The organism is Streptomyces sp. NPDC048142 (genome assembly GCF_043202835.1).
Lineage (GTDB): Bacteria > Actinomycetota > Actinomycetes > Streptomycetales > Streptomycetaceae > Streptomyces.
This window is the reverse complement of the sequence record NZ_JBIDBC010000033.1, coordinates 63591-75903: the sequence shown is the minus strand read 5'-3', so window position 1 is coordinate 75903 and position 12313 is coordinate 63591. Positions and strand designations below refer to the sequence as shown.

The following is a 12313-nucleotide window of genomic DNA, read 5'->3' as shown; positions in this document are numbered from 1 at the left end:
GCGCTACGACAAGCTCGCGGTCCGCTACGAGGCGACTGTCCTCGTAGCGGCCATCAACGAGTGGCTGTGACCAGCACATTCGATACACGCCCTAGGGTATGCGGCATGACGCTGCAACTGGTTCAGGTGAACTTCAAGGCCCGGGACGACTCGGCGCTCGGCCGGTTCTGGGCGGAGGCGCTCGGCTGGGGTGTTTCCAGCGAAGGGCCCGGGGTCACCAACCTGGAACCCGTGGGCTTCGACTGGCCGGACCCGTCCGCCGTCTGCGTCGATCTCGTCCGCGTCCCGGACCCGGAGTCGGTGAAGTACCGCGTGCACATCGAGCTCGCCACCACCTCCGACGCCCATCGGGCGGAGTTGGTCGCACGGCTGAAGGAGCTCGGGGCGACGGTCGCCGATGTGGGCCAGGGCCCTGTGCCGTGGACGGTGATGGCCGACCCGGAAGGCAACGTGTTCAGCGTCCTGGAGCCCCGGGAGCTCTACCGGGACACCGGGCCGATAGCCGCTGTGGTCGTCGACTGCGCCGACCCGCGGGCCATGGTCCGGTTCTGGGGCGAGGCGATCGACTGGACCGTCCACGAACTGACCGACGACCGCGCCCTGCTGCGCTCCGTCAAGGGCGTCGGTCCGTACCTGGAGTTCCGCCGCACACCGGACGGCGAGGCCATGGGGAGCCGTGTCCATCTCGATGTGATGTCCAACCCCGTCGAGGACCAGGCCAAGGAGGTCACCCGGCTCGAAGGCCTCGGCGCGACACGGGCCGACGTGGGGCAGGGCGACGTCTCCTGGGTCGTCCTGGCCGACCCCAACACATCTAACTACCAGTTCTAAGAGTACCCGCAGGTCAAGCCCAACGACAGAGCCCCGCCCGGCAGTTGCCGAACGGGGCGTTTTGCTGTCTGTGCGGGGCGCTACGGGGCGCGTAGCACGTCCTCGGGGGTCGGGCCCGCCCCGAGCTTCACCGCGTGGTCAGGGCACGCGTAGAGGGTCGTCCCGGGGCCGCTGTTGCTCTGAATCCAGCGGACGGGGATCGGGGCGCGGGTGTTGGTCTTGCACACGACGCAGAGCGCTACGAATCCAGCGAGTACGGCAGGGAACAGCTCGTCGGCGGTCATGCGGCCACCCGCCCACGGCGCACGAGAGAGCGGAGCGGCATCGTGGGGTGGTCGTAGTCCACGCCGATCCGTGCGAATGCAGCGGCGTAACTCCTCTCCCGCTGTGGGGCGGGCAGTCCACGCGTGTGCGCGTCATTGAAGATGGCGCGTACTTCCTCGGCTGATGGAGCGGTCCACGGGCGGGACCAGGGCGACACGGGGGCGAGGGTGGGAACCGGCGGTGCGGCGGGAGGTTCGGCGGAGTGCCGCCCCTCGGAGGGCAGCAGCAGGCGCAACAGGGACACCAGGGCTCGGGCGATAAGATCACGCATGGTCGTTCAGCTCCTCGGGCTGTTCGGCTAAGCCCCGGCGGACCGATACCAGCGGTCTTCCGGGGCGTTTTCGTGTTCGGGGAATCACGCTAAGGCAACCTGTATAGGTCCGTCTAGCCATGTTCAACCCTGTCTAGATTGCCAGGGGTGCTTGGCGGGTTGTCTACGCTTCCGCCTATGGCAGCGCGCGAAATCGACCCCCGGGCCCCGGAGCCCCCTTACCGGCAGATCGCTGCCGACTTGATCGCGGAGATTGAGCGGGGCGAGTTGCCCCCGCGCTCGCCGCTTCCGTCTGAGAAAGAACTCACGGAGCGATACGGGGTCGCCCGCAATACGGCGCGGTCGGCTCTCGCGGTGCTGCGGGAACGCGGGCTCATCTACACCGTGCCGGGTCGTGGCTCGTACGTGGTCGAGCCGACGAACGAAGACGACTAGGAACGACGTAGCCCCGCCCGCGCGCCACGGGGGCAGCACACGGACGGGGCCGAGCAGGTGACCGCCTACGCGGTCAGTTCAGGCTCGAAGTAACCCGGGGTCCGGAACAGGCCCGCGAACGTGCCGGGGCCGTGATGGTCGTCGAGCCATGCCCCGAGCGTCGTCGTGTCACCGCTGATGACGGCCGCGAGCAGGCGCGTGTGGCACTCGTCCTCTTCCCCCGGAGCGAACTCCCCGAGGAAGTGCAAGTACCGGCGGTTCACGCCTACTTCGTAGTTCCGAAGTGCGGCGGCATATTGCGTCCGCTCTGCGCTCTCCGGAACGCCCACCGCTCGCCGACCGTCCTCCTCGGTAAGCATTCCCGTCACGTCCCGGAATGCGAGTGCGCCGAGAACGTCTACGGGTTCCGTGATACCGAAGCGCTCAGCGGTTTTCCGGGTGATGGAGCGCGCCTCCCTATCGCACGCGCCCTCCATGACGACTCCCAGATTTCGCGTGTGGCGGCTTCCGCGTTCGTCGGCGACCGAGTACGACTGTCCGGTTGCGCGGCGGTAGTTGATTCCGTACTGAGTGCGTACGGGCAAGCCCGCCACTTCCACATATCGCCGACGCGATCCGTAGTGAAGGCAGTCATGGGAGTACGCACGCAGCAGGTCGAGCAGCGCCAGGGCAGGATGCTCGGGGGCTCGCCGTTCCATGGGGCCGTGCATGGTGATGACGGCGACCATTTGAAGATGCCGGTATCCCTGGTCCGGGTGGTGGAATCCGCCGAAGGCTCCGGGGCGCGTGGATTCACAGCCGACCAAAACACGGTCGAGCGGCAGCATCCGAGACAGCCCGTAGTGTGCGTATCGGCGCTTAGCGTCCTCCACACCAGAGTGAAAGGGCGTGGTGTCGATGCCATCGGCCGCCCATCGGCTGAGGATTTCCGAGAGTGGGCGGAACACATGGGCGGGGTGCTTGTCGGTGAGCGGGGACGAATCGGCGCGCATGGCGGAAAGGGCTGCCATTGCCCGTGTCCCCATGACGGACTCGTTCGGGGCGAGTTCCGTTAAGTCGGGAAACCCGTCTTGATGAGCTGAATGTGAGACTCTTGCATCCCCTCCGGGAGCATGTCCGGGCTGAACCATTTCGCCTCCAGAATCTCGAAGCCGTCAATCTTGAGAGTCCCGCCTACGTGCAGAGCCTCGTACGCGATTTCCACGCGGAGTTTGTATCCGCTGGTCACCTGAACGAGTCGCCCCGGCACCACGTCAAGGCCCGTTTCTTCTTTGACCTCGCGAACAATGGTCGTCGGGAATTCCTCGCTCTTGATAGCGTATCCGGTAGGAAGACCCCACGGGCGGTCGGCGGGCCACATGCGATGTTTCAACAGCAGGACTTCCCCCGCCTCGTTGCGCACAATTCCCGTGACGCCAACCATGAACTTGGCGTGCGCGAACCACAGGACACGCCATTGCAGCGGGCCGCGAATCAGCTTCCACATTCGCGCAACGATCCGCTTCATATGCACCCTTTCGATAAGGCAAGCCCGTTCAGCGCTTGCGATGCTGGCTCAACCTATGCCGTGGGGTGCAGGTCACGCCCCGGCTTCTGTGGACCCGCCCCGGCCGCTCGACCTGTCCAGGGTTTCCACCACCGGGGCGGGAGTTGGAGCCCGTCCCCCTCGCGGGCCTGTGCAATCAGCACGGGGGGAGCTGTGCGGCACCGCGAGGGGGACGGGGATCAAAGACGGCCAGTGGCCGCGAGGGTGGGAATCGCCGTTGCCAGAGCGGCGACCGTGAAGACGAACGCGGACCAGCCGAACCGGCGTACGTGTCTCACGGGCTCTCCGCGTACGGCACGCAGTTGGGGCAGTCGTCGTCATGGAACGGCGACGGGGGATGAGTCGGCCCCGGCAGGTAGACGACCCCCGAGCGCCGATCAAACGCGCCGCCGTACTGGTCCCACCAGCCGGCTGGAGAGTCCGCGTACGGGCTCCCGGGGCTGTCTATGAGGCTGACTAACTCAGGGTCCGGGAGAGGCCGTGTGCGGCGCTGCTGTGGCTTCACGAGGGCAATCACGCGTGCACGTCCCCGAGGTGCCGCCGCAGGCGCACGTTGCAGTCACTCACGCCGCTGCTGTCACCGTTCGCCTTGGCCTGGTCACGGTCCATGGCCACCTTGTCGCAGTGCGCGCACCCCGGTATCGGCTGCGGTTCTCCCTCCAACATCAGCGGGAGTTCTACGGGGTTCTCCATGTCCGGGCCCTCCTTGCGGTGTCATCCCTTGCGGTGGTTGTGCTCGCACTAGGCAACCGTCCGACCACGCACGGCGGTACCGTTGGGAGGAGAGCAGGACTTAAGAGCTTTAAGAGGCCATGGCACGGGAGTTGGGGCCAGTGACACCACAGCCGAACACCGGACTTGAACGCCTGTACCACGAGAGCCGCTGGACCCTGCGACAGTTCGCACAGGAGGTCAACCGCTTAGGCACCGAACGCGGAACACCCCTGCGGTACCGGGAACCCTCCGTGCACCAGTGGCTAAAGGGCCACCTGCCGAAAGACACCGTTCGGCCGCTGATTCTCGAAGCGCTCGCCCGGAGACTGCTCCGTCCCATCACGCACGCCGAGGCGGGATTTCCATCCCTGGAAGGGTCCAGCAGTCACCCAACTACCGTTGAAGGGCTGGTAGACCTCGGGAGGCAAGACATGGACCCCTCACGCCGAAGAGTCCTAGGTGCGGGACTCTTCTCCGTGGCCCTTACCGTCCCTGGGTGGCCGGACGTTGTGGGCCGCATGGAAGCACTCGAAAAGAACCCCAAAATCCGGATCGGGCAATCGGAGGTACGCGCAGTCAGAGCGATGACTGAACGCCTTTCCGACCTAGATGACGATTTCGGTGGCCGTTACGCGCGCCCCATGGCCGCAGCTTTTCTAGTCAACACAGTGACCCCTTATCTCAACGCTGACGCGTCTAACGAGACACGGAATTCTATGCTGTCCGCCGCCGCCTTTCTCTGCTACCTCACCGGTTGGATGGCAGTAGACGAGGGTGCCCACGGCAGGGCACAGCAGTATTACGTGAAAGCACTCGAACTTGCCGGGGCGGGCGGAGACCACAACACCTACTGCCACGTTCTGCGAGGTATGTCCGTACAGGCCGCGAACCTCGGTCACGGAAGCCCAGCGGCAAGGCTCGCGAACGCAGCCGCAGAGGCAGCACCCGAGTCCACTCCTCGTATGCGGGCATTCATGGCAGGTCAACAGGCGCACGCCTACGCCCTGGCGGGAGAAAAGACAAACGCGCTCACAAGCCTGCGAGAGGCGGAGCGAGCAGTCAATCAGGCAGAAAGTCAGCTTGGGACCTTCGGCGGTTTCAGTTCTGCCACCCTCGCCTACTCAACAGCGGAAGTGCGGCACGCGTTGGGTGACACTAAAGGAAGCGTTGAGTCTCTGCACGACCATTTCCGACTTCGGGATTCAACGGACATGCAGCGCAGCAAACTGATCTTTAGTTCTCTACTGGCCGAGAGGCAGCTTCAAATCGGCCACCTGGAAGCCGCGTGCTCTACATGGATTTCCGTTCTCGATGAATATCCGGCTATCCACTCAGGAAGGATTGACGGGCAAGTCGGGAAGATCCCTTCCCTTCTTTCTCCCTATCGCGGCAATTCCATTGCGCGGCAAACAGCTGAGCGGGCAATGTCACTCACCCGAAAATGAAAAAGCCCGCCCTCTCACCTCCCGGGGGTGAAAGAGCGGGCTTCCTATGCACTGGGGTCAGTCCCAGATATCCGTGTCGTCGTCATCGAGTTCGGGGCTGACAATAGCGGTGCGGGAACTCGGCGAGAGACCCAATTCCCGGATATATCGGGAAAGCTGGGAACGGTACTGCGCTGCGATAGTCGCCGCGCCGTTCTTGACAGTGCCCCGCTCGGCGGTCACCAAAAGCCCCCGCGTGGACAGGTCCCGTTCGGTCTGGTCGATACGGGCGACGCACACGCACGCATCTTTCACCGTGCTGTAATCGACTTCCCCGATACCGGCGGTGATTTCGAGTACGGGCACCAGGCGTCGCCATTCGGCGGAGGCCACGGCGCGGCATCGGGCGTTGGCATTCTCGGTAGCATCGTCGGGTGAGTGAGTGAATACCTCGGTCCAGTCAGGTTCGGTCAGGATGGCGCGGGGCGCGATCACCCCTTCTCTGATTCGCGTTTTGGATGGGTTGCCTTCGCGCGCCTGTTGAACGGCGGGCTTCGGCCGGTATCGATCTGCCATGCATTACCTTTCTCGTCTTGCCTGGACTTCCAAAAAGAGCCGCAGCCCCGGCGAGAGTCTTTTGCCTCCCGCCCGCTCAATCTCGGGAGAGGCAAGGGGTCACCCCCTGGTCAGAACGGTGGGCGCTCGGCCGATTCACGCCGCGAACGTGCTTCGGCAGCGAATCCGCCCGGCTGATTGCGTGCGGTCTCGCGGTTATGGCACGCGACGCACAACGGCCGAAGATGCTTCGCAGCATCAGGATTCGGCTCGCCCCGAGCAATCAACTCACGTCGTGACAGCGGGAAATGGTCCGCGACGTTCGCCAACCGGCCGCAGTGCACGCACCACGGATTCGCGTACAGGTAAGCCCGCCGCGTGCGCTGCCACTGCGTGGTGTATACGGCACCACCACGCGAGGCACGCTCTTTGTTCGCTTGCCGCTGATGGGCGGCACAGCGGCCCCCTGCCGTCAACTCGGGGCATCCGGGTATCGGGCAGGGGGTACGGGGCTTACGCGGCATGGGGGCCATTCGGCGGGAGCACCGGGGGGTTAATCGGAGTTCCGTCCGGGTGGCGGGGTGTGAGGTCGATAGCCGTGAGCCGGCCAGCGTGCCGCATCCGGTGAACTCCCCTCGGCATTACGGTCTCTGCGTCCGTTGCCGTATCAGCCCATGCGGGCCGTCCCTGGTTGTCACGGGGGAAGTACGGGTAATCGCCGTCCGGTCCGGGGTCGAGTGCGTCTGTAGCCATTTCTAGTCCTTCCCCGAAACGTGTTCCTCGCGTGCCTGGGTCAGTTCCTCGGCGAACTGCGCACCAAGTTCGGCCGCCTGCTTCTCGACCGCCCGCTGAATCTCGTCCAGGATCTGCACGTCGTACCAGCGCTGTTCGGGAACCGTGTTCGGCTCGCCGATAGACCGCTGCGCCCGCTGCGCTTCGGTCAGCACGTGTCCACGCCGGTATCGAGCCGCGCGGAACTCCACGTACGCGGCAAACCACGGCTCGGCTGACAGAGCCTCTATGAACCGTTCCTGAGCGTCGTCACTGGAATGCGCTGCTTCCTCGGCGCGGGTCTGCCAGGTGTCGGCGAACTCGCGGTCATAGACTGCCCCGCGCTCGGCCCTGCGGGCTGCTTCGGCTTCCTGGGCTGCTTCCAGCTCGGCCTGTGCGTCGGCGAGTGGGGTGGACAATTTTTCCGCCTGTGCCTGGAGCTTGGCAACGCGCTCCGCAGCCTTCTGGATTTCATTGGCGGTCATATCAGTTGGCACCCTTCGTCACGTCGCGGCCGTGTTCGGCTGCAATCTTCTTGTCGTTCTCGTAGTAGCCAAGGCTCATCCGAATGGATGTGCCGAGCGTTTCGAAGATTTCGGGGCGCGAGTCGCGCAGTGCGGCGAGTTCTTCCATGCGCTCGTCCCACTTGAATGCGTCGGCGCGGCTCTGCCCCTTGTCGCGCTTTCCATCCAGGAATTCGGCGCGACTGAGATATTCGTTCATGGTTGCTTCCTTGTTTCTGTGTTCGGGCATGAAAAAGCCCCTGCGTGGATCACGTCAGGGGAGGAACAGGGTGCAGGTTTTCCTGATGTGCTAGGCGGCGTCAGTACGCGGAGCCTTGATCAGCCCACGCGCAGCCATTTGCGTGGCCTGGTAGATATCCGTGCGGCAATCCGCCGAGCAGTACAGCGGACGACGACCACGGCCCACGTAGTGCAGTTCGTTGGAACAGTTCGGGTGAGCGCATGTACCGGGCCCCGCGTTCTCGGCTCGCTGCCGCGCATCGGCCACGAGAGCGAGCGTCGTACGCGCGGCGGCCTGGTCGCCGTTCAGGGCATCCCGTGCGGCGCTCTCAGCGCGTCGCAGGAGCGCACAGACCTCTATGTGTCGTGTGGTGTCCATCGTTCCTCACTGGTGCAGGGAGAGGGGCGTACAAGCCCGCTCGGTGGTTGGGGAGAGCGGAGGATGCCCGCGCTCCCGGCGTCGGCGGTTCCCGACCTTGGGCCGCTTCCTGGCTCATAGTCGGTAGGGACCGAGGGTTGCCCGTAAAACCATTCAGGTCAGACGATTCGGACACCAAGTGTGATGCAGGCAACATTTCAATGCTTCGGAACCGTTGGTGCGGACCGGCTGGAAGACGGGGAGCGGCAGAGGGGGTGTTGAGGGTGACGGCAGAGACCCCGATCTCCCTTCTCTCTGGGTTTTTCTTGGCTTCCCCAAAAACAGTCGAAGTTCGACACCCTCAACACCTTTTCGCCTCTCGCTGTCCAGCGGTCCCGCTGAAGATGAGCCGACGGGCGGCCTCATGCACCAGCGGTCGGGCAGGGAAGGTCTGCCCCAGCGCCACATTCTTTGTGGAGAGCAACAGGATCTCGGCAGCGATGACGGTATGACGCTTCGGATGCCGTTTTCGTTTTCCCCTAGGTTTTCTTAGCGCATCCGAAAAGACAGGTAGAACCGTCATACCGTCATGGCACCCCCGCTGGTCGGTGAAGCCTCGTACGTCCGTCTGCGGGCACGTCAGAGCCCCGGCGGCAGGAGGGCCGTCCGGGGCTCGTGAGGGACGTAGAGGGCGCGTGGTGCTATGCGGCGACCAGTTCGCGGACAGGATCGGCCATGCGCACGTTTGCCCCCGAGGTCGGGGCGTCTCCGCGCTGTTCGGCTTCCGCATCCGCAGCGATCACGGCCACGGCTTCCGTTGCGGGGTTCAGCTCTCCGCGCATGTGGAAGTCCACGCGGGAGGTGTCCAGCGTCCGCCACCCGCCACGGGTACCGCGCCGTACGTCCAGCCGGACCCCCGCTTCAATGAGCATGGCTCGCCGGCTCGCGGTGTCTGCGGCTGCCCACTCGTCCACGAACGTGCGGCCCGTGGGGGTCACGATGCGCTGTGCGTCGCGCTTTTCGCGGGTCTCCAGGTCGGCTATGCGCGCGTCCAACGCGTCCGCCCGTTCCTGCCACGCAGCGGCAGCGTGCTTGGACTTCTGCCGCCCCCGCTGTTCCTGGTGCTCGTTGAACTCGGCAAGGGTGGACCGTAGTTCGGGCTCGGGATCGTATCCGGGGATCTCGACTACGTGTGTCGTCTGGACGCTGCCGACCAACCGCAGGAACTCGGCTTCAACGTATCCGTCTGCCCAGTCGCCCCGGATGTGCGCGGACTTCTCGCACTTGAACCCGCGTGAGTAGGGGTTGCACTTGTACGTGGGGCGTTGGTTCTTCTTGGACTCTTGCTTGTTCAGGTACATGCGGCCCCCGCACGCGTCGCAGTGGATGACTCGCAACAGCAGTGCGTCCGTGTCGACGCGTTCGCGGTTGTCGATGCTGCGGGAGTCCAGTACCGCGCCGATGCGGTCGAACTCTTCGCGGGTCATGATCGGCTGTGTGGTGGCCATGACGGGGTTGCCCTCGGTGTCCCGGACGGGCTTGCCCCGGTGCATCTTCCAGCCGAGCAGCGTTTCGCTACGGAGCATCCGAGTAAGGACGGTCGGGTTCCACAGGAACGCGTCCTTAACGAGCCCCTTGACTCCGCCGGTCTTGCCGCCGGTCTTCCGACCCTTCTTCACGGCCCAGTGATCGCGGGGGCTCGGGACGCTGTCAGCGTTGAGTCCCACGGTGATAGCCGAGACCGTCTTGCCGTCCAACAGTTCCCGGACGATGCGCTCAATGACCGTCACGGCGTCCGGGTCGGGTACGAGCGTCCAACCGGCCCCGCCGTGTTCCTTGGGCATGGGGGCAGGCATGTAGCCGTACGGGGGACGTGCACCGCGCCACCGGAGCGGCATCCGGCGGATGGCTGCCATGGCACCCATGACGCGGTCTTTGATGCTCTGCGCTTCCACCTGTGCGGCGAAGGCGAGCATCATCATTTGGAACTCGGCCATGGGGTCCATGGGGTTCCGGAAGTCAAAGACGAGCTTGCCCCCGCCGATGCCCTCGGCAAAGATCAACATCTTGCGGTGCTCGCGCGCCCACTTGGCGAGGTCGTGCATGTCGGTCATGGACCGGATGGCACGGTCAAAGCGCCACCACACAAGCGCGTCGTACTCACCGGGACGGGCGAGCCACGAGCCGAGTGCGGGACGGTCGAACGGGGCAACCTTGGACGCGGACACGTCCAGGTCCACGGCTTCGCGGAGCGCGCCACCCTCGCCGAAGCTCACCCCGAGTTCGGCAGCAATCTTGTCGTCGGCTTCGCGCTGCCGCTCGGGGCTGGTGGTCTCGTCGGTGAGGACGGACAGGCGCACGCACCGCACACCCCGCAGGGTCTCGGCGAACACCGTCCCGGCTACGGGGTTGCGGGTAGTGGTCATGCCTTCTGTGGGGACCAGCGCTTTCCCACTGTCACTACCGGGCTTGACCAGGACCGATGCCACCATGCCGCACACTCCAGAACCTCTAGTTCTGAGTGTTGGGAGACCCGGAGGGCAACGAGTTCTGCGTCCTTGGCCGGGGCTGAAGCGCAACCCCGCTGCTCCCTCGGTACGTACCCGCCCCGGCGAAATACCACCGCCCCCGGCGCTGTGCGGCGCCGGGGGCGGGGCTTCGTTCCCGAAGAAGGCGAAGAAGGGGACGGGTCAGCGCAGTTGCTCGTACGCGGGCAGCGTCAGGAAGTCCGCGTAGTCCTGGTCCAGGGAGACCTGGAGCAGGAGGTCGTGGGCCTGCTGCCACCTGCCGGCGGTGAAGGCCTCCTCGCCGATCTCCTCGCGGATCGCGGCCAGTTCCTCGGCGGCGACCCTGCGGGCCAGGTCCGCCGTGGCGTGTTCGCCGTTCTCGAAGACCACGTCCGCGTTGATCCACTGCCAGATCTGCGAGCGGGAGATCTCGGCGGTGGCCGCGTCCTCCATCAGGTTGAAGATGGCGACCGCGCCCAGGCCGCGCAGCCAGGCCTCGATGTAGCGGATGCCGACCGCGACGGCGTTGCGCAGGCCGTCGTAGGTGGGGCCGGCGTCGAGGGTGTCGATGGCGATCAGGTCGCCCGGAGCCACCGAGACGTCCTCGCGCAGCCGGTCCTTCTGGTTGGGCTTCTCGCCGAGGACCGCGTCGAAGGAGGCCAGGGCGATCGGGACCAGGTCGGGGTGGGCGACCCAGGAGCCGTCGAAGCCGTCGTGCGCCTCGCGGTCCTTGTCCGCCTTGACCTTCTCGAAGGCCACCTTGTTGACCTCGGCGTCGCGGCGCGAGGGGATGAAGGCCGCCATGCCGCCGATCGCGTGCGCGCCGCGCTTGTGGCAGGTGCGGACCAGGAGTTCGGTGTACGCCCGCATGAACGGGGCGGTCATCGTCACCGCGTTGCGGTCCGGCAGGACGAACTTGGCGCCGCCGTCACGGAAGTTCTTGACGATGGAGAAGAGGTAGTCCCAGCGGCCGGCGTTCAGCCCGGAGGCGTGGTCGCGCAGCTCGTGGAGGATCTCCTCCATCTCGTACGCGGCGGTGATCGTCTCGATCAGCACCGTCGCCCGCACGGTGCCCTGCGGGATGCCGACGTAGTCCTGGGCGAAGACGAAGATGTCGTTCCAGAGGCGGGCCTCCAGGTGCGACTCCGTCTTCGGCAGGTAGAAGTACGGGCCCTTGCCCAGGTCGATCAGGCGCTGGGCGTTGTGGAAGAAGTAGAGGCCGAAGTCGACCAGGGCGCCGGGCACGGAGACGCCGTCCAGCTGGAGGTGGCGCTCCTCCAGGTGCCAGCCGCGCGGGCGCATGACGACCGTGGCGAGTTCGCCGGCGGACTTCAGCGCGTACGACTTGCCCGACTTCGGGTCGGTGAAGTCGATGCGGCGTTCGTAGGCGTCGGTCAGATTGAGCTGGCCGAGGACGACGTTCTCCCAGGTGGGGGCGGACGCGTCCTCGAAGTCGGCGAGCCAGACCTTCGCGCCCGAGTTCAGGGCGTTGATGGTCATCTTGCGGTCGGTCGGACCGGTGATCTCCACCCGGCGGTCGTTCAGCGCGGCCGGCGCCGGTGCGACCTTCCAGGAGTCGTCCGCGCGGATCGCCGCCGTCTCGGGCAGGAAGTCCAGCGTGGAGGTGCGGGCGATCTCGGCGCGGCGCTCACCGCGCCGGGCGAGCAGCTCATTGCGGCGCGGGGTGAACCGGCGGTGCAGTTCGGCCACGAACGCGAGGGCCGCGTCGGTCAGGACCTCTTCCTGCCGGGGCAGGGGCTCGGCATCGACGATGGCCAGCGTGGACGGCGCTGGTGCGGACATGAGCTGTCACTCCTTCAGCGGGCGGCGGCGT

General features: G+C 65.7%; 13 protein-coding genes. 3 read left to right on the top strand and 10 right to left on the bottom strand.

Features of this window, described 5'->3' with window-relative positions; genetic code table 11:
* The first annotated feature begins 105 nt into the window (after window positions 1-105).
* Complete coding sequence (locus ACGF2Y_RS30680; protein WP_392954234.1) at window positions 106-831, top strand: VOC family protein; 726 nt, start codon at window positions 106-108, stop codon at window positions 829-831.
* A gap of 80 nt (window positions 832-911) precedes the next feature.
* Here ACGF2Y_RS30680 and ACGF2Y_RS30675 read toward each other — a convergent pair whose 3' ends face one another.
* Together ACGF2Y_RS30675 and ACGF2Y_RS30670 are read right to left on the bottom strand one after the other, a co-directional pair.
* Window positions 912-1115, bottom strand: coding sequence for a hypothetical protein (locus ACGF2Y_RS30675; protein ID WP_392954232.1), 204 nt, complete (start codon window positions 1113-1115; stop codon window positions 912-914).
* Entirely contained in the window at window positions 1112-1426 is a 315-nt protein-coding gene (locus ACGF2Y_RS30670) for a hypothetical protein (protein WP_392954230.1), read from the bottom strand. The genes ACGF2Y_RS30675 and ACGF2Y_RS30670 overlap by 4 nt, the downstream gene beginning before the upstream one ends.
* Window positions 1427-1603: 177 nt before the next feature.
* Here ACGF2Y_RS30670 and ACGF2Y_RS30665 point away from each other — a divergent pair, with 177 nt between their 5' ends.
* The gene (locus ACGF2Y_RS30665) at window positions 1604-1861 is read left to right on the top strand and encodes a GntR family transcriptional regulator (RefSeq protein ID WP_392954228.1); all 258 of its coding nucleotides are present in this window, start codon (window positions 1604-1606) and stop codon (window positions 1859-1861) included.
* A 65-nt stretch (window positions 1862-1926) separates the two neighbouring features.
* Here the strand turns inward: ACGF2Y_RS30665 and ACGF2Y_RS30660 are convergent, their stop codons facing one another.
* The 3 genes from ACGF2Y_RS30660 to ACGF2Y_RS30650 all read right to left on the bottom strand — a co-directional run bounded on the left by ACGF2Y_RS30660 (window position 1927) and on the right by ACGF2Y_RS30650 (window position 4100).
* Window positions 1927-2871: a hypothetical protein gene (locus ACGF2Y_RS30660; protein ID WP_392954226.1), complete on the bottom strand. Its 945-nt coding sequence runs from the start codon at window positions 2869-2871 to the stop codon at window positions 1927-1929.
* A 41-nt stretch (window positions 2872-2912) separates the two neighbouring features.
* The gene (locus tag ACGF2Y_RS30655; RefSeq protein ID WP_392954224.1) at window positions 2913-3368 is read right to left on the bottom strand and encodes an NUDIX domain-containing protein; all 456 of its coding nucleotides are present in this window, start codon (window positions 3366-3368) and stop codon (window positions 2913-2915) included.
* Between the two features lie 552 nt (window positions 3369-3920).
* Window positions 3921-4100: a hypothetical protein gene (locus ACGF2Y_RS30650; protein WP_392954222.1), complete on the bottom strand. Its 180-nt coding sequence runs from the start codon at window positions 4098-4100 to the stop codon at window positions 3921-3923.
* Window positions 4101-4219: 119 nt separating this feature from the next.
* On the opposite strand from ACGF2Y_RS30650, the gene ACGF2Y_RS30645 reads away from it, so the two are divergent.
* Entirely contained in the window at window positions 4220-5566 is a 1347-nt protein-coding gene (locus ACGF2Y_RS30645; RefSeq protein WP_392954220.1) for a tetratricopeptide repeat protein, read from the top strand.
* Between the two features lie 57 nt (window positions 5567-5623).
* Here the strand turns inward: ACGF2Y_RS30645 and ACGF2Y_RS30640 are convergent, their stop codons facing one another.
* From ACGF2Y_RS30640 to aceB, 5 genes are all read right to left on the bottom strand, one after another.
* The gene (locus ACGF2Y_RS30640; protein WP_392954218.1) at window positions 5624-6121 is read right to left on the bottom strand and encodes a P27 family phage terminase small subunit; all 498 of its coding nucleotides are present in this window, start codon (window positions 6119-6121) and stop codon (window positions 5624-5626) included.
* A gap of 734 nt (window positions 6122-6855) precedes the next feature.
* Window positions 6856-7356: a hypothetical protein gene (locus ACGF2Y_RS30635; RefSeq protein ID WP_392954216.1), complete on the bottom strand. Its 501-nt coding sequence runs from the start codon at window positions 7354-7356 to the stop codon at window positions 6856-6858.
* A gap of 1 nt (window position 7357) precedes the next feature.
* The gene (locus ACGF2Y_RS30630) at window positions 7358-7594 is read right to left on the bottom strand and encodes a hypothetical protein (RefSeq protein WP_392954214.1); all 237 of its coding nucleotides are present in this window, start codon (window positions 7592-7594) and stop codon (window positions 7358-7360) included.
* Window positions 7595-8673: 1079 nt separating this feature from the next.
* Complete coding sequence (locus ACGF2Y_RS30625) at window positions 8674-10398, bottom strand: recombinase family protein (RefSeq protein ID WP_392954212.1); 1725 nt, start codon at window positions 10396-10398, stop codon at window positions 8674-8676.
* A 264-nt stretch (window positions 10399-10662) separates the two neighbouring features.
* Entirely contained in the window at window positions 10663-12282 is a 1620-nt protein-coding gene (gene aceB, locus ACGF2Y_RS30620; RefSeq protein ID WP_392954210.1) for a malate synthase A, read from the bottom strand.
* Between the last annotated feature and the right edge of the window lie 31 nt (window positions 12283-12313).